This is a genomic window from Candidatus Pantoea multigeneris (assembly GCF_011752615.1).
Taxonomy (GTDB): domain Bacteria; phylum Pseudomonadota; class Gammaproteobacteria; order Enterobacterales; family Enterobacteriaceae; genus Pantoea; species Pantoea multigeneris.
In genome coordinates, this window is sequence record NZ_VWXF01000001.1 from 547,338 (window position 1) to 574,289 (window position 26,952).

27 protein-coding genes are annotated in these 26,952 nt (G+C 55.4%); 12 read left to right on the top strand and 15 right to left on the bottom strand.

Features of this window, described 5'->3' with window-relative positions; all coding sequences use genetic code 11:
• The first annotated feature begins 298 nt into the window (after positions 1 to 298).
• A complete protein-coding gene (rne, locus tag F3J40_RS02575) occupies positions 299 to 4,210 on the top strand; it encodes a ribonuclease E (RefSeq protein ID WP_167012464.1) in 3,912 nt (1,303 codons plus the stop codon).
• A gap of 324 nt (positions 4,211 to 4,534) precedes the next feature.
• On the opposite strand, the gene flgL is transcribed toward rne, so the two are convergent.
• The 11 genes from flgL to flgB form a co-directional block, all read right to left on the bottom strand.
• Positions 4,535 to 5,497, bottom strand: coding sequence for a flagellar hook-associated protein FlgL (gene flgL / locus F3J40_RS02580; RefSeq protein WP_167012465.1), 963 nt, complete (start codon positions 5,495 to 5,497; stop codon positions 4,535 to 4,537).
• 13 nt (positions 5,498 to 5,510) lie between these two features.
• A complete protein-coding gene (gene flgK / locus F3J40_RS02585; protein ID WP_167012466.1) occupies positions 5,511 to 7,154 on the bottom strand; it encodes a flagellar hook-associated protein FlgK in 1,644 nt (547 codons plus the stop codon).
• 104 nt (positions 7,155 to 7,258) lie between these two features.
• Positions 7,259 to 8,203 carry a flagellar assembly peptidoglycan hydrolase FlgJ gene (flgJ, locus tag F3J40_RS02590; RefSeq protein WP_167012467.1) on the bottom strand — a complete coding sequence of 315 codons (945 nt, stop codon included), beginning with the start codon at positions 8,201 to 8,203 and terminating at the stop codon, positions 7,259 to 7,261.
• The gene (locus F3J40_RS02595) at positions 8,203 to 9,312 is read right to left on the bottom strand and encodes a flagellar basal body P-ring protein FlgI (RefSeq protein ID WP_167012468.1); all 1,110 of its coding nucleotides are present in this window, start codon (positions 9,310 to 9,312) and stop codon (positions 8,203 to 8,205) included. The genes flgJ and F3J40_RS02595 overlap by 1 nt, the downstream gene beginning before the upstream one ends.
• Before the next feature lie 9 nt (positions 9,313 to 9,321).
• Positions 9,322 to 10,032, bottom strand: a complete 711-nt coding sequence (locus F3J40_RS02600; protein ID WP_017348060.1) for a flagellar basal body L-ring protein FlgH — start codon at positions 10,030 to 10,032, stop codon at positions 9,322 to 9,324.
• Positions 10,033 to 10,093: 61 nt separating this feature from the next.
• A complete protein-coding gene (gene flgG / locus F3J40_RS02605; protein ID WP_017348059.1) occupies positions 10,094 to 10,876 on the bottom strand; it encodes a flagellar basal-body rod protein FlgG in 783 nt (260 codons plus the stop codon).
• Positions 10,877 to 10,892: 16 nt separating this feature from the next.
• Positions 10,893 to 11,651: a flagellar basal body rod protein FlgF gene (locus F3J40_RS02610; RefSeq protein WP_017348058.1), complete on the bottom strand. Its 759-nt coding sequence runs from the start codon at positions 11,649 to 11,651 to the stop codon at positions 10,893 to 10,895.
• A 20-nt stretch (positions 11,652 to 11,671) separates the two neighbouring features.
• Complete coding sequence (flgE, locus tag F3J40_RS02615) at positions 11,672 to 12,901, bottom strand: flagellar hook protein FlgE (protein WP_167012469.1); 1,230 nt, start codon at positions 12,899 to 12,901, stop codon at positions 11,672 to 11,674.
• 22 nt (positions 12,902 to 12,923) lie between these two features.
• The gene (gene flgD, locus F3J40_RS02620; protein WP_167012470.1) at positions 12,924 to 13,595 is read right to left on the bottom strand and encodes a flagellar hook assembly protein FlgD; all 672 of its coding nucleotides are present in this window, start codon (positions 13,593 to 13,595) and stop codon (positions 12,924 to 12,926) included.
• 12 nt (positions 13,596 to 13,607) lie between these two features.
• On the bottom strand, positions 13,608 to 14,012 hold the full coding sequence (flgC, locus tag F3J40_RS02625; RefSeq protein WP_026042648.1) for a flagellar basal body rod protein FlgC: 405 nt from the start codon (positions 14,010 to 14,012) through the stop codon (positions 13,608 to 13,610).
• 2 nt (positions 14,013 to 14,014) lie between these two features.
• Entirely contained in the window at positions 14,015 to 14,428 is a 414-nt protein-coding gene (gene flgB, locus F3J40_RS02630) for a flagellar basal body rod protein FlgB (protein ID WP_017348054.1), read from the bottom strand.
• Positions 14,429 to 14,583: 155 nt separating this feature from the next.
• Between flgB and flgA the strand changes: the two genes are divergently transcribed.
• The 3 genes from flgA to flgN all read left to right on the top strand — a co-directional run bounded on the left by flgA (position 14,584) and on the right by flgN (position 16,083).
• The gene (gene flgA, locus F3J40_RS02635) at positions 14,584 to 15,243 is read left to right on the top strand and encodes a flagellar basal body P-ring formation chaperone FlgA (RefSeq protein WP_167012471.1); all 660 of its coding nucleotides are present in this window, start codon (positions 14,584 to 14,586) and stop codon (positions 15,241 to 15,243) included.
• Positions 15,244 to 15,347: 104 nt separating this feature from the next.
• Positions 15,348 to 15,647: a flagellar biosynthesis anti-sigma factor FlgM gene (gene flgM / locus F3J40_RS02640; protein ID WP_167012472.1), complete on the top strand. Its 300-nt coding sequence runs from the start codon at positions 15,348 to 15,350 to the stop codon at positions 15,645 to 15,647.
• Between the two features lie 4 nt (positions 15,648 to 15,651).
• Positions 15,652 to 16,083, top strand: a complete 432-nt coding sequence (gene flgN / locus F3J40_RS02645) for a flagellar export chaperone FlgN (protein WP_167012473.1) — start codon at positions 15,652 to 15,654, stop codon at positions 16,081 to 16,083.
• A 13-nt stretch (positions 16,084 to 16,096) separates the two neighbouring features.
• Here flgN and murJ read toward each other — a convergent pair whose 3' ends face one another.
• From murJ to rimJ, 3 genes are all read right to left on the bottom strand, one after another.
• Complete coding sequence (murJ, locus tag F3J40_RS02650; RefSeq protein WP_167012474.1) at positions 16,097 to 17,635, bottom strand: murein biosynthesis integral membrane protein MurJ; 1,539 nt, start codon at positions 17,633 to 17,635, stop codon at positions 16,097 to 16,099.
• Positions 17,636 to 17,755: 120 nt separating this feature from the next.
• Positions 17,756 to 18,391 (bottom strand): DUF480 domain-containing protein, encoded by a 636-nt coding sequence (locus tag F3J40_RS02655; RefSeq protein ID WP_167012475.1) that lies wholly within the window; start codon positions 18,389 to 18,391, stop codon positions 17,756 to 17,758.
• Positions 18,392 to 18,412: 21 nt separating this feature from the next.
• The gene (gene rimJ, locus F3J40_RS02660; protein ID WP_026042647.1) at positions 18,413 to 19,003 is read right to left on the bottom strand and encodes a ribosomal protein S5-alanine N-acetyltransferase; all 591 of its coding nucleotides are present in this window, start codon (positions 19,001 to 19,003) and stop codon (positions 18,413 to 18,415) included.
• Between the two features lie 174 nt (positions 19,004 to 19,177).
• Between rimJ and grxB the strand changes: the two genes are divergently transcribed.
• The 7 genes from grxB (at position 19,178) to solA (ending at position 24,507) form a co-directional block, all read left to right on the top strand.
• Positions 19,178 to 19,825: a glutaredoxin 2 gene (gene grxB / locus F3J40_RS02665; protein WP_167012476.1), complete on the top strand. Its 648-nt coding sequence runs from the start codon at positions 19,178 to 19,180 to the stop codon at positions 19,823 to 19,825.
• 98 nt (positions 19,826 to 19,923) lie between these two features.
• Complete coding sequence (locus F3J40_RS02670; protein WP_017348046.1) at positions 19,924 to 20,487, top strand: lipoprotein; 564 nt, start codon at positions 19,924 to 19,926, stop codon at positions 20,485 to 20,487.
• Positions 20,488 to 21,094: 607 nt separating this feature from the next.
• Positions 21,095 to 22,141, top strand: a complete 1,047-nt coding sequence (pyrC, locus tag F3J40_RS02675) for a dihydroorotase (protein WP_167012477.1) — start codon at positions 21,095 to 21,097, stop codon at positions 22,139 to 22,141.
• Between the two features lie 65 nt (positions 22,142 to 22,206).
• Positions 22,207 to 22,452: a DNA damage-inducible protein I gene (dinI, locus tag F3J40_RS02680; RefSeq protein ID WP_017348044.1), complete on the top strand. Its 246-nt coding sequence runs from the start codon at positions 22,207 to 22,209 to the stop codon at positions 22,450 to 22,452.
• A 130-nt stretch (positions 22,453 to 22,582) separates the two neighbouring features.
• The gene (locus F3J40_RS02685; protein ID WP_167012478.1) at positions 22,583 to 22,852 is read left to right on the top strand and encodes a hypothetical protein; all 270 of its coding nucleotides are present in this window, start codon (positions 22,583 to 22,585) and stop codon (positions 22,850 to 22,852) included.
• Positions 22,853 to 23,035: 183 nt separating this feature from the next.
• Positions 23,036 to 23,290: a biofilm formation regulator BssS gene (gene bssS / locus F3J40_RS02690; RefSeq protein ID WP_017348042.1), complete on the top strand. Its 255-nt coding sequence runs from the start codon at positions 23,036 to 23,038 to the stop codon at positions 23,288 to 23,290.
• Between the two features lie 98 nt (positions 23,291 to 23,388).
• The gene (solA, locus tag F3J40_RS02695) at positions 23,389 to 24,507 is read left to right on the top strand and encodes an N-methyl-L-tryptophan oxidase (protein WP_167012479.1); all 1,119 of its coding nucleotides are present in this window, start codon (positions 23,389 to 23,391) and stop codon (positions 24,505 to 24,507) included.
• Positions 24,508 to 24,567: 60 nt separating this feature from the next.
• On the opposite strand, the gene trhO is transcribed toward solA, so the two are convergent.
• Positions 24,568 to 25,626 (bottom strand): oxygen-dependent tRNA uridine(34) hydroxylase TrhO, encoded by a 1,059-nt coding sequence (gene trhO / locus F3J40_RS02700; protein WP_167012480.1) that lies wholly within the window; start codon positions 25,624 to 25,626, stop codon positions 24,568 to 24,570.
• A 227-nt stretch (positions 25,627 to 25,853) separates the two neighbouring features.
• On the opposite strand from trhO, the gene F3J40_RS02705 reads away from it, so the two are divergent.
• The gene (locus tag F3J40_RS02705; RefSeq protein ID WP_167012481.1) at positions 25,854 to 26,777 is read left to right on the top strand and encodes a Kdo(2)-lipid IV(A) acyltransferase; all 924 of its coding nucleotides are present in this window, start codon (positions 25,854 to 25,856) and stop codon (positions 26,775 to 26,777) included.
• Positions 26,778 to 26,952: the final 175 nt, after the last annotated feature.

Consider the following 26,952-nt stretch of genomic DNA (forward strand, 5'->3'; position numbering starts at 1 on the left):
AGACGCAGCAATGGCGTAAGACGTAATGTTAAATCAGGCACTTAGCGGGCTGCGGGTTGCAGCCTGGACGACAGGATGGGATGCACGGGTTCATAGACTTCTCTCAGGCATTTCCCCAATCTGGCGCTGTATTTTCCTGGGAAAAACAGGCCACCGACGCTACTTGCGCCCCTCAAGCGTTCGACAACCGGGAGGTTGACGTTATTGCACTTAAGTCACGGGGCCATCGGCTGATACTCGTCCAGGGTTACTATGCCCGCAGCTTTGTCACTCATGTGAGAATAACGAGTAAGTCACGATGAAAAGAATGTTAATCAACGCAACTCAGCAGGAGGAGTTGCGCGTAGCCCTAGTGGATGGACAGCGCCTGTACGACCTGGATATCGAAAGCCCAGGGCACGAACAGAAAAAAGCTAATATTTACAAAGGTAAGATCACCCGTATTGAGCCAAGCCTTGAAGCCGCATTTGTTGATTACGGTGCTGAGCGTCACGGTTTCCTCCCCCTCAAAGAAATTTCCCGCGAATACTTCCCCGCTCATTACAACGCACAGGGTCGCCCCAATATCAAAGAAGTGCTGCGTGAAGGTCAGGAAGTTATTGTTCAGATTGATAAAGAAGAACGTGGTAACAAAGGTGCCGCGCTGACGACCTTTATTTCTCTGGCAGGAAGCTATCTGGTTCTGATGCCGAACAACCCGCGTGCTGGTGGTATTTCTCGCCGCATCGAAGGGGACGATCGCACCGAACTGAAAGAGGCGCTCTCTTCGCTGGAACTGCCAGATGGCATGGGCCTGATCGTACGTACTGCGGGTGTCGGTAAATCTGCCGAAGCGCTGCAGTGGGATCTCGGCTTCCGCATCAAACACTGGGATGCCATCAAAAAAGCCGCTGACAGCCGCCCTGCACCTTTCCTGATCCACCAGGAAAGTAATGTTATTGTGCGTGCCTTCCGCGACTATCTGCGTCAGGACATCGGCGAGATTCTGATTGATAACCCGAAAGTGCTGGAGCTGGCACGTCAGCACATCGCGGCGCTAGGTCGCCCTGATTTCAGCAGCAAAATCAAACTGTACACCGGTGAGATCCCGCTGTTCAGCCACTATCAGATCGAGTCACAAATCGAGTCCGCCTTCCAGCGCGAAGTGCGCCTGCCGTCAGGCGGTTCGATTGTTATCGACAGCACCGAAGCACTGACGGCCATTGATATCAACTCCGCACGCGCAACCCGTGGCGGCGATATCGAAGAGACGGCCTTCAACACCAACCTCGAAGCGGCGGATGAAATTGCTCGTCAGCTGCGCCTGCGTGACCTTGGTGGCCTGATTGTTATCGACTTCATCGATATGACCCCTGTTCGTCACCAGCGTGCGGTTGAAAACCGCCTGCGTGATGCGGTGCGTCAGGATCGTGCGCGTATCCAGATCAGCCATATCTCACGCTTTGGTCTGTTGGAGATGTCACGTCAGCGTCTGAGCCCTTCTCTGGGTGAGTCAAGCCATCACGTTTGCCCACGCTGTAGCGGTACTGGCACCATTCGTGATAACGAATCACTGTCACTCTCCATTCTGCGTCTGATTGAAGAAGAAGCGCTGAAAGAGAACACCAAAGAAGTTCACGCGATTGTCCCTGTACCGGTGGCCTCTTACCTGCTGAACGAAAAACGTGAAGCGGTCAACGCGATTGAAAAACGCCAGGGCGGCGTACGTGCGATTATCGTCCCGAACGACCTCATGGAAACCCCACACTACTCCGTATTGCGCGTGCGCAAAGGCGAAGAGACGGCGACCCTGAGTTACCACCTGCCGAAGCTGCACGAAGCGGACATGGCGCTGCCTTCTGAAGAAGAGCACGCTGAGCGTCGTCGCCCAGAGCAGCCAGCACTGGCCGCCTTCGTGATGCCGGATGCCCCTCCTGCACCAGTAGAAGTGGCACCTGAGCCGTTGAAAACCGTCGCGAAAAGTGACAGCAAACCGGCAGCACCGGTGGCTGCGGCAGAAGCAGCGAAACCGGGCTTCTTTGGTCGCCTGTTCGGTGGTCTGAAGAAAATGTTTGCTGGCGAAGCCACGCCTGCGCCTGAAGTGAAGGCAGAAGAAGCGGCAAAACCACAGGCAACAGAGCAAAACAACGAGCAACGTGGCGAGCGTCGTAACAACAACCGCCGCAACAATAACAACCGTCGTGAACGTACTCCGCGTAATGGCGATAACGCTCAGCGCGAAGGTCGTGATAATCGCGAAAACCGTGAAACGCGCGATAACCGTGACAACCGCGATAACCGTGAAGCGCGCGACAACCGCGATAATCGTGACAATCGTGACAATCGTGATAATCGTGAAACCCGCGATAACCGCGAACCACGTGAAGGTAACGAGAACCGCCGTAACAAGCGCCAGTCTGGTGAGCCACGCGAAGATCGCAATGCACCATTGAGCGAAGAGGCACGTCAGCAGCGCGAAGAGCAGCAGCAACAGCGCCGCGAGCAGCGTGCTGAACGTCAGCGTCGTCGTGAAGAAGAGAAACGCGCTCAGCAGGAAACGCAAGTTGCCGAGCCGGTTGCTCAACGCACTGAGAACGTTGAAGAGAACGCGCAAGATGATGAACGCGTGCAGACTCTGCCACGCCGTCAACCGCGTAAACTGTCACAACGTGTCCGTATTGAAGATGGCAACGCGAACGCCGAGCCAGCCGCAGGAGAAACCCCTGTTGCTGCGCCGATCGCCGCTGAACAACCAAAGGTTGAACGTCAGTCAGAAAACAGTGCGGTAGTTGAAAGTCAGGATGAAGCAGACAGCCGCGATAACGGCAATATGCCACGTCGTTCGCGTCGTTCACCGCGTCATCTGCGTGTTAGCGGTCAGCGTCGTCGTCGCTATCGTGACGAGCGTTATCCAACCGAGTCAGCGATGCCGCTGGCAGCCGCTTCAGCCTCGCCAGAAATGGCTTCCGGTAAAGTGTGGATCCGTTATCCAGTCGCCAGCACTCACGAAGCCGCGGTACAGGAAGCTCAGACACCTGACTACAACCAGCAGCAAACTGCCGCTGCCGTAGCTCAGCCAGCAGTGGAAGCCGTGCAGGAAGTTGCAGCACCGGTTGAAGCGCAGCCTGTGCATCAGGTTGAACCTCTGGCCGCAACGCCAGTCCCGGTTGTCAGTGTTGAAGACAGCAGTGCCATTGATGTTCCGGTTAGCGAAGCGCCTTCGGTGATCCCAGCCGCGCAAGAAGCTCAGGCGGCAAGCATTGCCGCTCAGGCTGAAAGTGCAGCACCGGTAGCCAACGCGCCAGCGACTCGTCCTGCGGCGGAATATGCGTCAGCCCCTGCGACGCGTCCGGCAGCGGAAGCCTATTCGACACCAGCAGCTCGTCCAGTAGCAGAAACTGCGGCACCGCGTCAGGCAACGGAAGCGTATGCTGCACCCGCAGCACGCCCGGCACCGGTAGTGTCAAGTGCACCAGCAACCCGCCCGACAGCAGTTGAGTCGGCAGCGCCGGTAGCCGCACCAGCCCCTGAAGCAGCAAAACCGCAGGTGGCAGTAGAAGCTTACACCTCACCGGCTGCTCGCCCTGCGGCTGAAGTTGCCAGCGCGCCAGCTACCCGTCCAGGTGCTGAAGCCGTGACTGCTCCAGTGGTAGAACCTGCGCCAGCAGCAGAAGTTGCCCCTGCGCCGACCGTGTCGGAAGCCGCAGAGCCAGCGCCTGTTGAAGCACCTGCTCCAGCGGAAGTGGAAGCGCCAGCACCGGTCGCAGAACCTGCTCCAGTGGCACCGGTTGCAGCACCGGTTGCAGAACCGGCTCCAGTGGCAGTGGAAACGCCAGCAGTGGTCGTAGAATCTGCGCCAGCAGCAGCAGAGCCTGCACCGGTTGAAGCAACAGAACCTTCTGTAGCCACCGATGTTGCGCCAGAAACGCAGCAGCAGGTCGCTGAAGTGCTGAATGCTCCGGCTGTCACCGAAGCCTCAGAACCACACGCACCGGTTGCAGCACGCGATGTTGCCCCGCAGGAAGCGGCTAAACCGTCATCGGAAACCTTGTGGAAGCACTATGCTTCAGCACCGATGACCAAAGCGCCAGCTCCAGCCTGGCAGCCAGAGCCTGCACGCCACAGTGACTGGGTACGTCCAGACTTTGGCTTCGAAGGCAAAGGCGCGGCAGGTGGCCACAGTGCTACCCACCACGCGACTGCACCAGCGACTCGCCCTGAGAGTTTCTAAACCCTCAGCGTCTGAGTAATGAATACGGCTTCTCCCATTTTGGGGGGAGCCGTTTTTTTTATATCCGCCCTTCCCCTCAGGTATTTCCCCAATAACGCGCTTAACGGCGTGCAATATAACCTCTCTTGCCGCTGTAGACTGTTTCCCGCGCGGCTGGCTTTGCGGTTTACGCTATTCGCCGCTAATGGGTACTTGCCCTAAACGGCAAATTTTGACCCGGTATTTCCCGCAAATAAAAAAATCCCGCAGCCCTAGGCAGGACGGCGGGATTCTTTATTTCCAGGACATGGCGTAGCCGGTTAAGTACGCTAAAGCGGAACTGAATCAGGAATTCAGTTTAAACAGTGACATCTGCGACATATCAGTGAAGGTTTTATAGGCGGCCTGCAATGCGGTCTGCTGCATGGTATAGCTGGAAATCGCAGAGGTATAATCCACATCCACCAGGTTACTCATTTCGGTGCTGAGAATGGTATCGCGGTCATCGCCCTGAGAATCCAGCGTATCCAGCTCGGAAAGTTGTGTTCCCACATCCGAACGCACCCGCAGTACGTTATTCAAGGAGTTGCTCAGGCCACGGTTGGTTTTATCCATCGCATCCTGGAAGGTTTGCTGCGTGGTTGCATCGGCATCCGCCTGTGGCACCTTGAGCGCAGCAATGGCGCTGTCCAGCATATCAAACACGTTGGTTTCGCTCGCGCTGCCGTCGGGTTCGGTCTTGGCGTTACTGCTGATGCTCATGAACACATCGCTACCGGTGTTTCCTACCGTCATGGTGCGACTGTCATTCACTTTTTGCGTGATGGCGTCAGAACCGCCCACGTATTCTACGCCGTTGCCATTATCAACAAACGGTGCGGTTGAGGTGTTGTAACCCGCAAAAATATAGCGTCCGCTGCTGTCCTGGCTGTTCGCCTGGCCCAACAGTTGGTTACGCAACCCTTCCAACTGGGTCGCGATGGAGGCGCGGTCATCGTCGCTCAGGGTGCCGGTGGAACCGTACACGATCAAGGTCTGCGCATCCTGGATGGTGCTGGTCGCACTGGAAAGCGCGTTCTCTTCCATCGACAAACTCTGGTTGGCGAACGTGCGCGCCAGCTTGTATTGGCTACTCTCGGACTGGCTCTGTGCCACCACCACCGATTGCGCAGCGGCAATAGGATCGTCGGATGGATTCGTCACTTTTTTGACGCTGGAGAGCTGCTCGCCGACTTTCAGCCACGAGGATTGTGAATCACTGATCCCGCGCACCTGCTGGTCAAAGATCATACTGGTACTTAAACGCATTCCTTAGTCTCCGTTAGCTGGTGGCCTGAATCAGCGCGTCAAAAATAGTGCCTGCGGTCTGCAAGACCTGGGCGTTCGCCATGTAGTACTGCTGATATTTCGTCAGGTTGGCATACTCTTCATCGAGGTTAACGCCGGAAACTGACTGCTGACGATCGCTGAGCTGATTAACCACGCTCTCCTGAGTGGTGCTGCTGGTCTCCAGTGAGCTGGTTTTGTTACCCACGCTACTCACCAGGCTGGCATAAGCTTGCGTCAGGGTGGCGTTACCGTTCACCAGATTGCTGTCTTGTAAATCCAGCAGTTTCTGCGCGTTGCGGTTATCGCTCTCGCCACCGGCAGCGCTTGCCGCAGCAATCTGGGATTCATCGGTAATCGCGACTGACATACCGTTAATGACGTTCTGCACCGGCTTGACCAGGAAGCTGTCTTTGGCCGCAGGTGTCCCATCGACGGTGAGTTGCAGCCCATCAAAGCTCAGGGTTTGATTGCCGCTGCTGTCGGTACTGGTGGTGGGGGTGACCTGCACATTGTCCGCAAGGCGCGTCACACTCCAGTTACTGCCGTCATAGCTGACGCTGTAGTTGGAGGCTTTCACCGCTGAGGTATCGGTCCAACTGGCGCTAACCGATGCCGTACCAGTGTTTTTGGTGTTGCTGATGACGTCCGGGCTGCCAATGTTAAAGAAGTTTTTGCCGGTGTCGCCGTTGCTGTCATAACCCTGCGCGTGCACGCTGTTAAAACTGGTGGTGAAAGCCGCCGCCAACTGGCCGAGCTGGTTCTGCGCCAGATCGAGATCCTGGCTGCGGAAGGTCAGGACGCCGCCAAGGCTGCCGGTGGTCAGGCTGCTTTCCGGGATCTCAACATTTCCAGCCTGCTTATCCACATAACCGACCGTGGTACGGCTGGGATCGCTGGAAGCGGGCATCGCCACCAACGACGTGGTACGGCTGCCGTTCACCAGCGTAATGCCGCTCATGCTGACGGTGTAGCTGCTGCCCTGCTGCGTGACCGATACGCCCGCAATATTGTTCAGGTCGCTGACCAGTTGGTCACGTTTATCCAACAGATCATTGGGGGCTGCGCCATCACCGGTGGTGAGTTTGCCAATCTGCGTGTTCAGGTCAGCAATTTGTGAAGCGTAGGTGTTGATTTGATCAACACTGGAACTGACGCTGCTGTTGACGCTGCCCTGCATATTATTCAGGTATTGTGCATTGGTCTGGAACTGGCTCACCAGCCCCTGCGCATTACTCAACATGGCCTGACGCGATGAGGGATCATCGGCATTGCTGACCACGTTCTGAATATTGGTAAAGAAGGTCTGAATCTGGGTCGACAAACTGGTGGATGTCGAGGAGAGCATGTCGTCAATATTGGAGATCTGGCTGTATTCCGTATTGGACGCGCTGTAGCTGGCGCTGGCGCTGCGGAGCTGATTGGTAATAAAGGCGTCGTATTCGCGCTGTACGGTCCCCACGTTTACCCCATTGCCATAATAGCTGTTGCCTGAGAGCGTGCTGTTGCCCTGTTCCAGGATCGTGGTCTGGCGGGAATATCCCGTCACCGCATAGTTGGTAATATTATTACTGGTGGTGCTGAGCGCCGCCTGAGCGGCACTTAACCCGCTCATGGCGGTATTAATTAAGCTGGACATATTAGTGAATTCCTCTCTTTCCCGTTGAACGCGCGGTTGGCACGTTCAACGGGCTGGCTCTGATGTAATTATCGACGTGTGTCAGTGAAACTTGAGGGGATGGGTCAGAACAAATTGCTGAGATCGTGACTGTAGGCTTTCACCGCTTTGTCACCCATGTTTTTGAACTGCTGAATCATACCCACCAGCTTTTGCGCATAGTTGGGATCGGTAGCGTAGCCCGCTGCCTGAAGTGCCTGAGCGCCCTGCTCCGCGCTGCGAGCGTTAGTGACAGCGGCATAGCGCGGGTTATTCCCCAGCAGTTTGACGTAGTCGCTCAGCGCTTCGAGATATGAGCCGTACACGCGGAAACTGGCACGCACTTTCTTCGCGATACCATGTTCATACTCGGTGGTGGTGACATCGGTGGTAGCCCCTTGCCAGTCCGCACTGGCCTTCACGCCAAACAGGTTGTAGCTTGGCTTGCCGTCGCGGGTCATGATCTGGCGCTGGCCCCAGCCGGACTCCAGCGCCGCCTGCGCCAGAATCAGGTGATGGGGAATGCCACTTTGCGCACTGGCCTGCTGCGCCGGTTGGGTGAGCTGGGCAATAAAGGCCTGGCTGTCCACCGGCAATGCCGAGCCGCCCGCAGGCAGACGCAGCACGGCTTTGCGCACCATCTGTTCCAGCTCCATCGAAGCCATGTTGTGGCTAACGATGTAATCGCCATCGAGTTTCATCGGCACGGTGCCCGCAGTTTCTGACGGTGCCTCAGCGGGCATCATCTGTTTAACGATGGTGTCCGCCAGGCCCAGCCCACGATTGCCGATCTGCTGGGCGATTTGCTGATCCCACATTGAGCTATAGAGGCGCGTCTGGTCGTTATCCAGCATGCCGCCCTTTGGCAGGGCTTCGCGCATACTTTTCATCATCATCTGCACGAACATGCCCTCCACCTGCTTCGCCACCTGAAGCGCTTTGCCTTTTGGATCGCTGCTGACTTCACGTTTGAGCTGATCCAGCGCGTGACTGTCCCACGCTGCACCCGCCATCGCCTGCATATCGCTCATCAGATAATTTCCAGTTTGGCGCGCAAACAGCCTGCGGTTTGCATGGATTGCAGAATCGACATCAGCTCAATTGGCGAAGCCCCCAACGCATTTAGGGCGCGCACCACACTGTTCAGATTGGCGCTGGCGTTAACGTGCTGCAATGAACCGCCGCTCTGGCGCATATCAATTTGCGTCTGTGGCGTGACCACGGTCTGCCCGCCGCCAAATGGCGTGTTTGGCTGGCTGACGTTTTGGCTCTGATTCACCGTGACCGACAGGTTGCCTTGCGCAACCGCACAGGTGCTGAGCGACACTTCGCGGTTCATCACCACGGTGCCGGTACGCGAGTTGATGATCACTTTGGCGTCTTCCAGCGGAACCGCAACGTCAATGTCTTGCACATCCGCCAGCAACCGCACCTGAGAACTGTTGTTGGCGCTGGTGCGAATTTGCACCGTGCGTGCGTCCAGTGCCTGTGCGCTGTTGTAGCCCATGCGTGCATTGATGGCGTCAGCAATGCGCTGCGCCATGCTGAAGTCTTCGTTGTTAAGCTGCAAATTCAGCGTGTTCTGGCTACCAAAGTTACTTTGCAGTTCACGTTCCACCGTGGCACCGGAAGTGATGCGGCCACCATTTAACTGGTTGACCTGCACGCTGCTGCCACCGGCAGAAGCGCCTGCACCGCCCACCAAAATGTTGCCCTGAGCCAGCGCATAGATCTGATTATCCACCCCTTTTAACGGCGTCATTAACAGCGTGCCGCCGCGCAGGCTTTTTGCATTACCCAATGAGGACACCACCACATCCAGCGTTTGTCCCTGACGAGCAAACGAAGGCAGTGAGGCCGTCACCATCACCGCTGCCACGTTTTTCAGCTGCATATTGGTGCCGGTTGGCACGGTGATCCCCAACTGTGACAACATGTTGTTGACCGTCTGGGTCGTAAATGGCGTTTGCGTGGTCTGGTCGCCAGTGCCGTCCAGCCCCACCACCAGGCCATAACCGATCAGCTGGTTATCTCGCACGCCTTGTACCGTCGTGAGGTCACGAATACGGTCTGCATGGGCCACCAGGCTTACGCCGAGCATCAGTCCCACGGTCAAACGCAGTAGCGTTAACAGTTTCATCGTCACCCCTTACATCGGTGAAATATTCAGGAAGAAGCGTTGCAGCCAGCCCATGGTCTGCGCTTCGTTGATATAGCCATTCCCCACGTACTCGATGCGCGCATCCGCCACGGCGGTGGAGAGCACGGCGTTGCTGGCGCTGATGGTGCGCGGGTTAACCACGCCAGAGAAGCGGATAAACTCGGTTCCCTGGTTGATCTCAATCTGTTTCTCACCCACCACGTGCAGGTTGCCGTTAGAGAGCACCTGATTCACCGTGACGGTAATGGTGCCGGTGAAGGTATTGGCTGCGGTCGCGCCGCCCTTACCGGCAAAGTCGTTTTTGCCTTCCCCGGCGAGATTGGCCTTTTCACCACTGGCCCCCAACAGGCCCGCGGCCCCGGTCGGCACTGCCGTGAAGGCCAGGCTGTTGCTGCCATCGCGGCTGGCGTTAGCGCTGGAGGTTTTGCTGGCGCTGACGTTCTCTTGCAGGGTAATGGTCAGGGTGTCGCCGATGTTACGCGGACGACGATCCTCAAACAGGGGTTGATAGCCATAGTTGAGCGGCGCTACGCCCTGGAAAATCGATCCATTCACCACCGGCGGCGGAGAAGGCAGCGGCTGAGCCGTGGTCGCGCCCTCGACCAGCGGTTTGCGTGGCACCAGCGCACAGCCATTAAGGGTGAGCAGCAGCAGCGCCAGCACACCCGGTGCTGGCCTGAAAATCACGGGCTTCGCCATTGAAAGCAACCTTTTAAACGTCCGCCTCTGAGCCAGCAGTCGCTGACCCAGCGGCGCGGAATTACACCTGAGTTAATTTCTGTAGCATCTCGTCAGAGGTGCTGATCGCCTTGCTGTTGATTTCGTAGGCGCGCTGCGTCTGGATCATGGTGACCAGCTCTTCCGCTACGTTAACGTTGGAGGTTTCCACATAGCCTTGATAGAGCATGCCCGCGCCGTTCTGGCCCGGCGTGCTGTCGGTTGGCGTACCGGAAGCCTGGGTTTCGGTGTAGAGGTTTTCACCCATGCTGTCGAGACCGGCATCATTCATAAACGTACTGACGGTCAACTGCCCTACCTGCGTCGGGTTGGTCTGCCCCTGTTGCGTCACGCTGACCACACCATCACGGGAGATGGTGATGCTGGTGGCGTTAGCGGGGATGGTGATCCCCGGCTGGACCGGATCGCCTGCGTTGGTGACCAATTGCCCGTTCTGATCCACCTGGAATGAACCATCGCGGGTATACGCATCGGTGCCATCCGGCAGTTGCACTTTAAAGTAGCCCTGGCCGTTGATCGCCACGTCTTTGGAGTTGCTGGTCTGCGACAGGTTACCCTGCGTGTGCAGGCGCTCAGTGGTCACGGGACGCACACCGGTACCGATCTGCAAACCCGAAGGCAGCGTGGTCTGCTCCGAAGACTGGGTTCCCGGCTGACGCAGGGTTTGATACATCAGGTCTTCGAATACCGCGCGTGAACGTTTAAAACCGTTGGTACTGACGTTTGCCAGGTTGTTGGCAATCACGTCCATGTTGGTCTGTTCGGCATCAAGGCCGGTTTTGGCGATCCATAAAGAACGAATCATCGTCTGTTCCTCTGCCTTAGCTGCTCATATTGAGCAGTGAATTGGCTTTCTGTTCGTTTTCATCAACGCTGGAGATCACTTTCATCTGCATCTCGAAGCGGCGGGCGTTGGCGATCATATCCACCATGGTTTCCACCGGTTTAACGTTGCTGCCTTCCAGCACGCCCGGCATCACCTGTACGGTGGGATCATCTGCCAATGTGGCGCCACGCGTGGCCTGAGTAGCGGCGGTCGGGCGGAACATGCCGTCATCACCACGCTGCAACTCCTTGCCGGTGGCGCGCACGTGTTTGAGCCGCCCAATCTGTACCGTGGCGTTAGGCGCATCACCCGCATTAAGCGAAGTGATGGTGCCATCCGCAGCGATAGTGATTTGCGCGCCTTCAGGAACCGCGATTGGACCGCCATCCCCCATCACGGGATTGCCCTGAATGGTGAGAATACCGCTGGGGCTGATCTGCATATTGCCGTTGCGGGTGTAGGCTTCTGTTCCATCCGCCGTTTGCACCGCCAGCCAGCCATCCTGTTGCACCGCAACGTCCAGCGGACGTTCGGTGTAGTCCATCGCGCCGGGGCTCATATCGGCTCCTGGCGTTGAGGCCGCGACCAGGGTACGGGTCGGCAACGAATACCCGTTCACCGGCACGGCGCGCAACGCATTGAGCTGCGCGCGGAAGCCTGGCGTTGAGGCGTTGGCAAGATTGCTGGCAGTGACCGCCTGCTGATCCAGCGTCTGACTGGCCGCCCCCATGGCGGTATATATCGCGTGATCCATAAAACAATCCCGTTAGTGGATTAACGTAAGTTGACCAGGGTGTTGAGGATCTGATCCTGCGTTTTGATGGTCTGCGCGTTGGACTGATAGTTACGCTGAGCAACAATCATATTCACCAGCTCTTTACTCAGGTCGACGTTAGAAGACTCCAGCGCGCCGGAAGTCAGAGAGCCGAAGGTCCCGGTATTCGCCACGCCCAGTGCGGCCTGGCCGGAAGAGTCGGTGGCGCTCCAGACGTTATCCCCCTTGGATTCCAGCCCTTCTGGGTTAGAGAAGCTTGCCAGCACGATCTGCCCCAGCGTCTGGGTTTTCTGGTTGGAGTAAGTGCCGGTGATGGTGCCGTCATCCGCGATGCTGTAGCTGGTGAGGTCGCCTGGTGCATAACCGTTCTGCGTCGGGTTGCCGAAGCTGGTGGTGCCGGTGTTCTGCTGCAAGCTGCCCTGCATGCTGAGCTGGATAGTGGTGCCCGTTGCGCCGTTAATGCCGTTGATGCTGAGGCTGAGGTTCGGTGATGATTCGGTGCCCGCTGCGTTGGTGATGCTGGTCAGGCTGCCGCTGCTGTCAAACGTCAGGTTGTATTGCTGATCGGTTGCGCTGCTGTCCGAGCTGTCAATGGCGTGTACCGTCCACTTGTTGTCGGCGGTTTTGACGTAGTACATGTCCAGTTGGTGTTCGTTACCCTGGGTGTCGTACACCGTCATACTGCTTTTGGCGTTATAGCTGCTGGTGTTGGTTGACTCAAAGGTGGTGACGGTTGGCGTGCTGTCGCTGGAGTTGAGGTTCGCCACCTGGCTGGCGGTGGTGGTCGCGCTGGCCTGCATCTGGGTGGTTGGAATGCTCAATGCGACCGGGTTGGCACCGGTCTGTACCGTTGGCGGGGTGCCGCTGGCCGGGTAGCCCGTGACGTTCAGGCCCTGGGTGTTAACCAGGTTGCGGTTCTCATCAAGGGTGAACTGGCCGTTACGCGAGTAGTACACCGCGCCGCTGCTGTCCGTCATGCGGAAGAAACCGTTGCCGCTCAACGCGACATCCAGCCCACGGCTGGTGGTGGTGGTGGTGCCGTCGTTAAAGTTCTGGATCACCGCAGCGACTTTGGTTCCCATCCCCACATCTGAACCGGCAAACAGATCGGCAAAAGCAATGGTACTGGATTTAAAACCCGCAGTAGCGGAGTTCGCGATGTTGTTGCCGATGACGTCCAGGTTGCTGGATGCTGCGCTAAGGCCACTTACCGCCTGAGAAAATGACATGTTATGACTCCTGAGTAATTATTCAGATGATCTGTTTGACTTCATCAAGGGTGGCCGTGCCGGAGGTGCCAAGATCAAGTGTGGTGCTGTCGGTGCTGGTGTTGACGCCGCTGACATAGGCATAAGCCAATGGCTGGGCGACCAGTTGCGTGCTGCCGCTGCTGGCGGCGATAGCGACGGTGTATTTGCCATCCGGCGCGGTGGAACCATCGGTGAGGGTGCCATCCCATGAGAAGGTATGGACGCCCGCACTCAATCCACCCAGATCAATGGTTTTCACCACGTTGCCGCTGGAATCGCTGATGGTGGCGGTGGTCGAGGTTGAAGCCGTACCCAGTTCAACGCCAAACGGCGTGGTGGTACCGCTGCCGACTAACACCTGAGAACCGTCGATCATCACGCCATGGCCGATCAGGGTTGAACTCTGCAATGACTGGCTGGTGGTGATCTGTCCGGAGATCGACCCCAGCGTGGTGTTGAGTTTTTCCACGCCACTCAGGGTGTTGATCTGCGCCAGCTGTGTCGTCAACTGGCTGTTATCCATCGGATTGGTGGGATCCTGATTTTTTAACTGCGTGACCAGCATGGTCAGGAATTCGTTTTGCAGATCCGCTGCGCTGCTGCTGGTGCTGTCGCTGCTGGAAGAGAGGACCGTCTGATCCAGCTTCTCGTTAACGCCTACCGCGATACCCATTGTTGTTCTCCGTTACTGACCCATTGTCAGGGTTTTCATCATCATCGACTTGACGGTATTCAGGACTTCCACGTTGGCCTGATAGCTACGAGAAGCCGACATGGTGTTGACCGTTTCTGCTACCACATCCACGTTCGGCATCTTGACGTAGCCTTTGCCATCCGCCAGCGGATTGCCGGGGTCATACACCAGTTTGGCGGGGGTAGGATCGTTCACCACGCCCGCTACGCGCACGCCGCCGGTTGCTGCACCGGGGGCGGCATCCGTCTGGAAAATCACCTGTTTAGCCACGTACGGTTGGCCGTCTGGCCCGGTGACGCTATCGGCGTTCGCGAGGTTACTGGCGCTGACGTTAAGCCGCTGCGACTGCGCCGCCATTGCCGAACCGGCAATGTCAAAAATGTTCATTAAAGCCACGGTTATTGCCCCTGTAATACGCTCATCATGCCTTTGATTTGGCTACTGATAAGCGTGAGGTCGGTTTGGTATTTCAGGCTGTTGTCCGCGAACTGGGTGCGCTCACGATCCATATCCACGGTGTTGCCGTCCGCCGCCGGTTGGTCGGGAATGCGGTACATCAGGTCCATTGAGGGTTGACTGTTGGTCTGCGCTTCAATGTGGCGTGGTGAAGTGACTTTTAACGCCATGCTGCTGCCGGCGCTGCGTCCCTGCTCCATCACCCGACTCAGCTCACTGGAAAAGTCGATATCGCGCGCCTGATAGCCCGGGGTATCGGCATTAGCAATGTTGGACGCCAGGATCTCCTGACGCTGAGCACGCAGATTGAGTGCTTCACTGCTGAACTGTAATGCCGCATCCAGTTTGTCGAGCATGGTTACTCCGCGAATGAGAATTTCGAGCGGAAAGCTTAATTCGCCAAAAGCAAGGGCTATCGTCTGAATAGCAACAGAAATTGTGGCTATTCCTGCTCTTGAGTTTTTTTGCCGAGGCGTAGACTGCTGCCTATCAGTCAAAGAGGACTTTCTTCATGCGATTTCATCTTTCCCTGCTGAGCGGTTTACTGGTCGGCACGGTTTTGTCCGCTCAGGCGGCCGATCTCCCCGCTCAACTCACCCAGTTTTTTAAGGCTCGCGACCCACAACATGCTGCGGGCATGGTGGTGCAGGTACGTACGCCAGACGAGCAGTGGCCCACCTGTGCCACACCGCAGCTGATGCTGCCGGGCAATAGCCGTCTGTGGGGAAATATGAGCGTGGCCGCCAGTTGCGGTGAGAATCGTCGCTTCTTGCAGGTGCAGGTTCAGGTGAGCGGTGGATACCTGGTGGCACAGCATCAGCTGCGGCGCGGCGTGCAGGTTTCGGCCCGTGATTTCCGCCTGCAACAGGGACGATTAGATACCCTGCCACCGCGCACGCTGTTCAGCGTGGACAAGGTTGCCGATGCCGTGGTCCTGCGCGATATTGAGCCCGGTCAGCCCGTGACTCAGACCATGCTGCGTCAGCCCTGGCGGGTGAAAGCCGGTGAATCGGTGACGGTGGTGGCGAGCGGCAACGGTTTTAGCGCCACTGCGGCAGGCAAAGCGATGAGTAATGGTGCAGCTTCTGATTGGGTGCGGGTGCGGATGGATAACGGCCAGGTGGTTAACGGGCGCGTTGATGAACGTGGGAATATTCTTATTACCCTGTAAAGTGCTAAAGAGTGCGTCTGTTCTGCCGATACAAGAAACAAGAAACCCGTTAGGCTGTGCTGATTCTCCCGACAGCAGCCGCTGAGAGCACTGGAGCGAATATCATGAGTATTGAAAGAACCCAACCGTCAAAGCCCGTCAGCACGGTACAAACGCGTGACAGCAGCGACAACAGCAATAAAGTGCGCCAGAGCAGCGCCACCGCTGCCGCGCCACAAAGCGGTGCGCAGGTCAGTCTGAGCAGCGCTCAGGCACAGCTGATGCAACCCGGCAGCCAGGATATTAATACCGCGCGCGTTGAGCAGATGAAAACCGCCATCCGCAACGGCGAGTTGAAGATGGATACCGGTAAAATTGCCGATGCGCTGATTGCCGATACCAAAGCCTGGTTAGAGGACCAGTAATCCCATGAGTCAATTGCAGAGTACGCTGGAGAAAATGCAGGAAGTGTTGAGCACCCTGACCGACCTGCTGGCCGAAGAGCAGCACGCGTTGGCGGCGGGCAAGGTGAACAGCAACCTGCTACAGCGGATTACGGAAGATAAGCGCTCGCTGCTGGCGACCCTGAACTATCTCGATCAGATGCGTCTGACCTGCGAACGTAGCCATAATATGGCCGCGCCTTATCCGGCGGACCGCATGATGGCTGAACAGTGGCAGCAGCTACAGCACGCGACCCGTCAGCTACGCGATGCCAATGTGCATAACGGACTACTGCTGCAACAGCAAATTCGCTTTACCGATGCAGCCGTATCCGTGTTGAAACCGCATTTCAGCCAGGCTTTTTATGGCCCGGATGGCCTCGGCACTGGCCGCACCACCCTGAGCCACAAGGCCTGAACGTATAGTACGATCAGGCCGCTGTACTGCGGGCAAAGTCACGCAGGCGGAAACCTAACAGCGCCAGCATGACGAAGTAGCTACAGCCACCCACCACACACACGGCCGCCAAACGCAGCAGACGCGCGTACATCTCTCCCTCTCCCCAGGACGGCATCACGTGCAGAATGCCCAGCAGTGCCGCAGCCATAATGGCTACCGCAACCACCAGTCGGAACAGGAAACTGTACCAGCCCGGCTGTGGCAGGAAGATGCGCTGTTTGCGCAGTTGCCAGAACAGCAACGCCGCATTCAGGCAAGCCGCCAGACCAATCGATAGCGACAAACCGGCGTGCTTAAGTGGCCCAATAAACGCGAGGTTCATTAACTGCGTCATTACCAGCGTGATGATGGCAATTTTCACCGGCGTTTTGATGTCCTGACGCGAATAGAAGCCCGGTGCCAGCACTTTGACCACAATCAGGCCCATCAATCCAACCGAGTAGGCAATCAGCGCGCGCTGCGTCATTGCGGCATCAAAAGCGGTGAATTTGCCGTACTGGAACAGGGCGCTGGTGAGCGGGCCGGAGAGAATGCCGAGCGCCACCGAACAGGGCAACGCCAGCAGGAAGCAGAGGCGTAATCCCCAGTCCATCAGGCGGGAGTATTCATCATGATTCCCGCTGGAGAAGCTTTTTGCCAGCGAAGGCAGCAAAATCGTGCCCAGAGCCACGCCCAGTACGCCAGAGGGGAACTCCATCAGACGGTCGGCGTAGTACATCCAGGAGACCGATCCCGACACGAGGAATGAGGCAAAGATGGTGTTGATGATCAGTGAAATCTGGCTCACCGAGACCCCGAGAATGGCCGGTCCCATCTGGCGCATCACGCGCCACACGCCAGCATCTTTCAAATTGATGCGCGGCAGCACCAGCATACCGATTTTTTTCAGATGCGGCAGTTGGTAGCCCAGTTGCAGCACGCCCCCCACCACAACAGCCCAGGCCAGCGCCATGATTGGTGGATGGAAATGAGGCGCGGCGAACAGCGCAAAGCCCAGCATGCTGATGTTAAGCAGCGTCGGAGCAAAGGCCGGTACAGAGAAGCGGTTCCAGGTGTTGAGGATCGCCCCGGCCAGTGAGGCAAGTGAAATCAACAAGATGTAGGGGAACGTCACACGCAGCAGCGCCGTGGTCAGGGCGAATTTGTCCGCCGTGTCGGCAAAGCCCGGCGCAGTCACGTAGATCACCCAGGGCGCAGCCAGCATCCCGGCGAACGTCACCAGGGCCAGCACCAGCGTGAGTAACCCCGAGACGTAGGAGACAAAGATCTGCGTTGCCTCTTCACCTTGTTTGCTTTTGTACTCGGCCAGAATCGGTACAAATGCCTGAGAGAATGCGCCTTCGGCAAAGATTCGGCGCAGTAGATTAGGCAGTTTGAATGCCACAAAGAAGGCATCGGTGGCCATTCCGGCCCCAAATACCCGCGCCACAATGGCATCACGGGCAAAGCCCAATACGCGCGAAAACAGGGTCATCGAACTGACCGCTGCCAGCGATTTCAATAGATTCATAGTTAGCGGCGCTTCCTGAAAATAGTCGGCAAAATGCGGTACTTACGCGGGCACCTCTTGATGCCCGGCGATAGTCTACTGTCCTGGCGGGAAATCACCAACGTTGAGTGTTACAGAGCATTAATCACTCTGGGCGGGTAAAAGTTTTGCCAACTGCTGCTGTAAGGCGGCAACCTGCTGTTCCAGTGCGGTGACGCGCGCGGATAAATCAGATTCTTCCGCTGCTGCCACTGGCGTTTCCTCCACTTCGCCACCAAACAGGTGCATGTAGCGACTTTCACGTTTACCTGGCTCACGCGCCAGACGTACCAGCATCGGGCCATCGTCGCGTGTGATTAAGCCTTCCAGCGCCTGTTCAACTTCGGTCACATCACTGAAGTCATGCAGGCGTCCACTGCGACTGCGCAGTTCACCTGGCGTTTGTGCACCGCGCAGGAACAGTAAGGTGAGAATTGCCACTTCCGCGCTGTTGAGTTGTAAATTGCCGAAGGCAGAATTACAAAAACGCTGTTCGTATTTTGCCACGCGCTGGCCAAAGCCATTATTCGCGGTGACCAGATGCTTTTTCACCAGCGCGTCCAGTTGGTCCTGCGTTTCGCTGTCACTGAGGTTCATGACCGGTTCGCGGTTGGATTTTTGGTTACAGGCCGTGGTGACGGCATTGAGGGAGAGAGGATACTGCTCTGGTGTAGTGACCTGCTTTTCCAGCAGGCAGCCAATGACGCGCAGCGCCTGCGCAGAGAGTGCCATTTTCATTGTTATGAGCTTCCTTAGGGTTTATCCCCGGCGATCCGGTGTCCAGTCCGGGTTGGTCAGTGCGGTGAGGACGTGGTCCTGCCATTTGCCATCAATCAGCAGGTAGTCTTTGGCATAGCCCTCTTTTTCAAAACCGAGGCGTGCCAGTAAGTCACCGCTGCGCTGATTGTGCGGCATGTAGTTCGCCATAATCCGGTGCATGTGTTGCTGGCGTTGCATGTAGCGAATGGCAATTTGCAGCGCTTCGAACATCAGCCCTTGCCCCTGCCATTTTTCTGCCAGCGAGTAGCCGAGGTAGCAGGCATGGAAGGATCCCCGCAGGACGTTGCTGAAGTTAGCGACGCCGCGTATTTCATTTTCGTTTGGGTCCAGTAAGGCGAAGTAGTAGGCCGATCCCTGTTTGTGGAGGTCGTTGATCAGCCCGAGGCGAGCCTGCCAGCCAGAGGGGTAACAGTGGCTTTCATCGCGGATCGGTTCCCAGGGTTTCAGAAATGCCCGATTTTCCGCATAGTAGTCTGCCAGTCGCCATGCATCTCGTTCATGGACCAGACGCACCACCAGACGGTCGGTGATGAGGCGCACTTTGGGCGAGGCAGTTCGGTAGCCAAACATGGAGACTCCTGAATTCCATCAACGGAATAGTTCATGTAACTCACTATAACCGTAGCCGTTGTTGCGGTAAAACAGTTCGCACAGTTTGCCCTGTTTCTGCTTCTCTTCCATACTTTTATCAGGTTTTTCTCGGATGGCTGTTGATGCTGTCCCGTCATTTCAAGGAGATATCCAGTGAAGCTCTACATTTACGATCATTGTCCTTATTGCGTGAAAGCACGCATGATTTTTGGCCTGAAGGATGTACCGGTTGAGTTGGTGGTGATGTTGAATGACGATGAGGAGACACCGCATCAGCTGATTGGACAGAAGATGGCACCGATTCTGCAAAAAGCGGATGGCAGTGCGATGCCGGAGAGTCTTGATATCGTGCGGTTTATCGATCAACTCGATGGTGAGCCGCTGTTGACCGGGAAGCGCAATCCCGCCATTGAGGATTGGCTGCGCCACGTTCACAGTTACAGTAATAAGCTTTTGTTGCCGCGCATTGCAGCCGCGCCGTTTGCTGAATTTGCCACCCCCGCCGCACGCGATTATTTTATCCGCAAAAAACAGGCTAATTATGGCGATTTCGCCGAGTTACGGCAGCACTCTGCCGGTCTGATTAAGAATATCAGTCACGATCTGTTGCAGCTTGATAAGCTGATCGTGAAGTCCAACGCGGTGAACGGTGAGCTTTCAGAAGATGATATTCATCTGTTCCCATTGTTGCGGGCGTTGACGCTGGTGGCAGGGATTGACTGGCCAAGTCGCGTCCTGGATTATCGCGATAATATGGCGAAGCAGTCGCAGGTAAACCTGCTTAGCTCGGTGGCACAGTAATATTTTGCTGAAAAATGCCCGCTGCGTTTCTCAACTATCCTGGTGACACCAGCAGGTCATTCAGGCAGGCTATGCCTTTTCCTTCAGGATGAGAGTGCATGAAAAAGGTTGTTGCCAGTTTGCTGGCCCTGAGTTTTGCCCTGTTGTTGAGTGGCTGTAATCAGCTGACGCAGTACACCATTACTGAGCAGGACGTGAATAAAGCGCTGCAAAAGCACAATAACTGGGAGAAGGATATCGGGGTCTCTGGCCTGGTGAATGCCCATATTGTGCTGACCGATTTGACCAGCCAGATTGGCCGCGAAGAGCCTGACCGCGTGACGGTGTCCGGCAAAGCGACCATTAATCTGACTTCCCTGTTCGGGCCACAGCAGGCCGTCATGCAGTTGAAGCTGAAAGCGCAGCCGGTGTTTGATCAGCAACAGAGTGCCATTTTCCTGCATGATATGACGATTGTTGACGCTCAGGTGCAGCCAGAGAAGATGTCGGGTGCATTACAGGCGCTGACGCCGTATCTGGAGAAGTCGTTAAAAGATTACTTCAATAAGAAGCCGGCCTATGTGTTAAGCGCCGATCGCGGCGTGAAAGAAGCCCTGGCGAAGAAGCTGGTGAAAGGTCTGGAAGTGAAGCCTGGCGAGCTGATTATTCCGCTGACGGATTAAATGGGTTGTGGTGTAGGTCAAGGTCAAGGTCAGGACAATCGTCTGTGAAACCGAGATACCTCGGCCTGTCAGGGCAATCGGGCTGCGACGTGGCTCGCTCCGATTACCCTGCCCTCCGAAATCCGTAGCGTTGTGTTGTCTGTAAAGCAGATCAAGGTCAAGACAATCGTCTGTGAAATCGAGATACCTCGGCCTGTCAGGGCAATCGGGCTGCGACGTGGCTCGCTCCGATTACCCTGCCCTCCGAAATCCATACGGTTGTTTTGCCTGAAAAATATTGTCTGAAATCCAGTGCCCAAAGCGACAAGCCGCACGGGCTGCTGACAGCCGCATTGTTGCTTCTGGGAAGATGATGGGGGGTATGACAGCAAATGCCTCTGGCACATGGATGTGCCAGCGGATCGCAGGATGCATGTTCCTTTGCAGTCATACCCCCCATTGTCTGACCTGCCACCCAAATCCACAGCGGCTCACCAGCCCAGCGCCTAAATTCCCATCATTCGCTGCATAAACGCAAAAACCAGGTGCAAACGGTTGCCTGATTCCTTATTCTTTGTACCCGGCCAAAACGCCCATTACGTTTACCTTAATGCCGGAGCACTCTGCAATGACAGCACAACCCCAAAAACTCACAATTCGCCGCCCTGACGACTGGCACATTCACCTGCGTGATGGTGAAATGCTGCAAGCTGTTCTGCCTTACACCAGCGCGGTAAACGGTCGTGCTATCGTTATGCCCAACCTCGTGCCTCCCGTCTCCAGTGTTGCAGCCGCTATCGCCTACCGCGATCGTATCCTTGCCGCACTGCCTGCAGGCCACAGCTTCACCCCACTGATGACCTGCTACCTGACAGACTCACTGGACCCGGATGAAATTGAGCGCGGCTTCAAAGAAGGCGTATTTACTGCGGCGAAACTCTACCCTGCTCATGCCACCACCAACTCCAGCCACGGCGTCACCAACATCGCCTCGATTGCGAAAGTCCTGGACCGGATGCAGCAAATTGGCATGCCGTTACTGACACATGGCGAAGTCACCGATGCTCACATCGACATCTTTGACCGTGAAGCTCGCTTCATTGAAACGGTCATGGAACCGCTGCGTCGCCAGTTCCCACAGCTGAAAGTTGTGATGGAACACATCACCACCAAAGAAGCGGCCCAGTACGTTGCGGAAGGGAATGAGAAACTCGGTGCAACCATCACACCACAGCACCTGATGTTCAACCGCAACCACATGCTGGTCGGTGGGATTCGTCCACACCTCTACTGCCTGCCAATCCTCAAACGCAATGTCCATCAGGAAGCACTGCGTGACGTGGTTGCCAGCGGCAATCCACGCTTCTTCCTCGGTACCGATACCGCGCCACACCTGCGCCACGCCAAAGAATCTGGCTGCGGCTGTGCGGGAGTATTCAGCGCACTCAACTCACTGCCGGCGTATGCCACAGTATTTGAAGAGCTGAATGCACTACAGCATTTTGAAGCGTTCTGCTCTGAAAACGGCCCGCGCTTCTACGGCCTGCCGCTCAATGAAGGCACCATCACCCTGGTGCGTGAGCCATGGACCGTACAGGAAAGCATTATCGTCGGTAACGAAACCGTGGTGCCATTCCTCGCCGGTGAAACCATGAACTGGCAGATTAAAGCATAATCCCTCTTGCCTCCGTAAATCTTATACTGTAAATATATACAGCATCATTTACGGAGGCAGTCCACATGCGTGTTGAAATTACTGTTGCCAAAACCCAACCTCTTCCCCCCGGAGCCCTGGAAGCACTCAGCCAGGAACTCGAACGCCGTTTACTGCGTCAGTTCCCTGAAAGCGACCATCGCGTCTCTGTCCGTTATGCCAGCAGCAACCAACTTAGCGTCCTTGGTGCCAGCAAAGAAGATCGTGAACATGTCAGCGACCTGCTCCAGGAAACCTGGGAAAGTGCCGATGACTGGTTCGCCCCCGATTAACCGCCACTGCGTGTTTTTCCGGGCGTCGCCGCCCGGTTTTTTATTCTAAACGGCTCGCCAGAGCAGCTAACTGCTTCTACGCTTAACGTGCAAGATTGCGCGCTCAGGTCATGTTGCACAGGAGACGATCATGACAACAGAAAAAGCAGAAGAAGTAATGACCTTTGGCGAGCTGCTGGCATTAATCAGCGATCAGCAAAGAAGAATAACCGTCATGGAAACGGCCTTCTCCAGTCTGGCCTGGTGCCTTGATGAACGCGCCAGCCAACTGCTCATCCACCAACTGACGTTAGAATCCACCAGCCAAAAACATGATGCCGCACTCCAGCAACAGTTCGCCCTGTTGGTAACAGAGCTGGAAAAACGTCATCACCCAGCCCCGGATGTGCCCACGTTATAAAAAGTTATCCTGCTCGTGGCGATTAAATGTGGCTGCGAGCAAACTTTCATTGTATGTAAAATAACCAGCGCACGTTTTTAGTAATCTAAAGCTGGATTCCTGTTATAATTATTTCGCTAGTGGATAATAAGCTGCATTGAACCTCACCGAGCGCTTCGTTTAACGAGTAATAAGGAGGTTATAATGGATAGAAACAAAAATGTTATTCATACCCATCCCCTGGTGGGCTGGGATATCAGTACCGTTGACAGCTATGATGCCATGATGCTCCGCCTGCACTCGATATCGTCGCAGGAACAGAAAGAAGAAGAAGCGGATGTCGGACCTACTTACTGGATCACCACCGATGTTGCGCGGCAGTTTATCTCCATTCTCGAAGCGGGGATTGCCAAAATAGAGTCGGCAGAGATTTACGAAAGAAACCAGTCAAAACATTAAATCCTTCCGCCAACGAGGCACCCCACCGGGTGCCTTTTTCATCTCTGTCCCATCTGATATGCTACTGATAGTTCTGATTTATCACTCATGGTGACGTAATGATTTATGATCTGATTATTGTCGGCAGCGGCTCAGTGGGCGCAGCAGCAGGCTACTATGCCACCCAGGCTGGACTCTCGGTATTGATGACTGACAGCAACCATCCTCCACACAGCCAGGGCGCACATCACGGTGAAACACGACTGATCCGCCACGCCTACGGCGAAGGTGAACATTACGTCCGCATGGTATTACGCGCACAGCAACTGTGGGATGAGCTGGAAACACTCTGCGGTGAACGTGTTATGCATCGCAGCGGCATCATCAACCTTGCCCCGCAAAACTCCGAATTTATTCAGAACGTCATTCACAGCGCCCAGAACTTCAAGCTGGATGTTGAAATATTAACCGCTGAAGAGGTTCGTCAGCGCTGGCCGCAAATTAACGTACCGGATGGTCATATTGGCGTTTTCGAACCGCAATCCGGTTATTTAAAATCCGAAGTTGCCGTGCGCAGCTGGGTGCGCTTAGCCCAGGAAGCGGGCTGTGCGCAGCTATTTAATTGCCCGGTTACGGCTATTGAACGCGTTGGCGATCTCCAGCAGGTCACCACTATTGATGGCACCTATCAGGCACGCAAACTGCTGATCACCGCAGGCACCTGGGTCGGTGACCTAGTACCGGGGCTGCCCTTAACGCCAACCCGCAAAGTGTTTGCGTGGTATCAGGCTGACGGCCGTTACAGTGAAAATAACAAATTCCCCGGCTTTACCGTTGAAATGGCAGACGGCAGCCAGTTCTACGGCTTCCCGGCGGATAATAATGCGCTGAAAGTCGGTCGCCATGACGGTGGGCAAGTGATGCAAACGGCCGCAGACCGCAAACCTTTCGGTAGCTATGCCGCCGATGGCAGTGACTGCTTCAGCTTCCTGCGCCAGCTCTTGCCGGGCGTAGGCGTGTGCCTGCACGGCGAAGCCTGTAGTTATGACATCTCCCCCGATGAAGACTTTATCATCGACACGCTGCCGGATGATGCTAACCGTATGATCATCACCGGTCTCAGCGGCCATGGCTTCAAATTTGCCAGCGTGTTGGGGGAGCTGGGCAGTGAATTCGCGCAAGACCGTCCGTTCTCCCTGGATGTCTCTGCATTTTCACTCAACCGCTTCAAAGCCTAAGCGCATCACCGTAAAAAAACCCATGACTCAGCATGGGTTTTTTATCTCTACGGTCGGGCCTTATTTATCGCTATCCGGCAGCGGAATCGCCAACGTCATATTCAAACGACCACGGGATTTATTAAAAATCTTATTGCCGTTCTCACGACCCGCACGGCGCGTACGCTGCTCTTCGGGCGAGAGTTTTGCCTCTTCCATGCACAGTGGGCTACAGCACTTCTCATACTTCTCTGCACAGCTTGAACACTGAATAAACAGCAAATGGCAGCCGTCATTGACGCAGTTCACATGCGTATCACAAGGTTCGCCACACTGGTGACACTGCGACAGCACATCATCAGAAATGCGCTCGCCCATACGCTCATCAAAAACAAAGTTTTTGCCTTTGAAGCGTACCGGTAAACCCTGCTCACGCGCACGACGCGTATACTCGATGATGCCACCTTCAATATGGTAGATATCTTCAAAACCGTTGTGCTTCATCCATGCGCTGGCTTTCTCACAGCGAATACCGCCGGTGCAGTACATGACAATTTTTTTATCTTTCTGCTCTTGCAGCATATCCACTGCCATCGGCAGCTGATCGCGGAAGGTATCCGCCGGGATCTCCATCGCCTGATCGAAACGCCCTACTTCGTATTCATAATGGTTGCGCATATCGACAAACACCGCATCGGGATCGTCCAGCATGGCGTTCACTTCCGCCGCTTTCAGATACTTACCGACATCACTGGCATCAAATGTCTCATCTTCAATCCCATCCGCCACGATGCGGTCACGCACTTTCAGGCGCAGTACCCAGAAAGATTTACCGTCATCATCCAGGGCAATGTTGAGGCGCAGGTTATTCAGCGCGGCATCAAAGCCATACAGGAAGGTTTTCAGCGCCTCAAAGTTGCTGGCGGGAACGCTGATCTGCGCATTAATGCCCTCTTTGGCGACATAAATACGGCCAAACACTTTCAGTTCGCGCAGGGCAATGTACAGCGCATCACGGAAAGCTTTGGGATCGGCGATCTGAAAATATTTGTAGAAAGAGACGGTGGTACGCGGCTCTGTTTCAGCAAGCATACGTTCACGCAGCTCATTATTGTTTACGAGGTTATGTAACACTGGCATGGTGTTCGTTCCTGTGGCAATGAGGTAAATTTTTAGCGCGCACATCATACCCGAATCTCATGAAATGCCTAGGGGGTTCAGATCAAATCATCACCTTTTATAGGTCATTTTTTGCATTTTTTGCTCTTCCTGGGCCTCATTGCCGCCTGTTTATTCCGGCGAGAAGCAAAAAATGGCATAATGGTCTAATTTCAATGACATATTGTCACCTGGATGCGCGACTTTTTATGACTCAGTTACCTCAATTTTCACGACAGTTACTTCACCCCCGCTACTGGTTAACCTGGATTGGCATCGGGTTTCTCTATGCGCTGGTGTTACTTCCTTACCCGGTTTTATACGCCATTGGCTGTGCGTTGGGCCGTACTGCATTACGGTTTATGAACCGCCGCGCCAACATTGCGCGCCGTAACCTTGAACTCTGCTTCCCACAAATGCCAGAAAGCGAACGTGAAGCGGTAATCAAACGCAATTTTGAATCCGTGGGTATGGGCTTTATTGAGACCGGTATGGCGTGGTTCTGGCCAGACTGGCGCATGCAGAAGTGGGTAAAAACCAGCGGACTGGAACACATCAGCAACGCATTAGAACAAAAAAAAGGCGTGCTGTTGGTTGGCCTGCACTTCCTGACGCTGGAGTTGGGTGCGCGTATTTTTGGCATCTATAACCCCGGTATTGGCGTTTATCGTCCCAACGACAATGCCCTGCTCGACTGGCTGCAAACCTGGGGCAGAATGCGTTCCAATAAAAGCATGCTGGATCGTAAAGACCTCAAAGGCATGATCCGGGCGCTTAAAAACAACGATATTCTCTGGTATGCCCCCGATCACGACTACGGTCCACGCAGTAGTGTGTTCGCTCCACTGTTTGCGGTGCAAGATGCCGCCACTACGGCGGGAAGTTATGTATTAATTCGCACAGCGCGTCCGGCTGTGGTGCCATTTGTCCCTCGCCGCCTGCCAAATGGTAAGGGATACGAACTCATGATGCTGCCAGACGTTGGACCCGATATGCCACTGGACAGCGAACTTGCTACAGCTACGCGCATGAATAAAGTGGTTGAAGAGTGCATTCTGCTGGCACCAGAACAGTATATGTGGCTACATCGCCGCTTTAAAACCCGCCCAGAAGGGCAACCTTCCCTCTATTGAGTTCTGGCGGGATGTTAAACGCATCCCGCCATTCTTCATTCCTGCTTCATTATTCCTCTGAAAACAAAATATATTATTTAATTTTTATTAATACTTGCCATCCTCTCATAGGAAATGTCTTATTTAACTCCCTTAACAGTATCCTATTGCTGAAGTGTGAAAAAAAATAAACTTA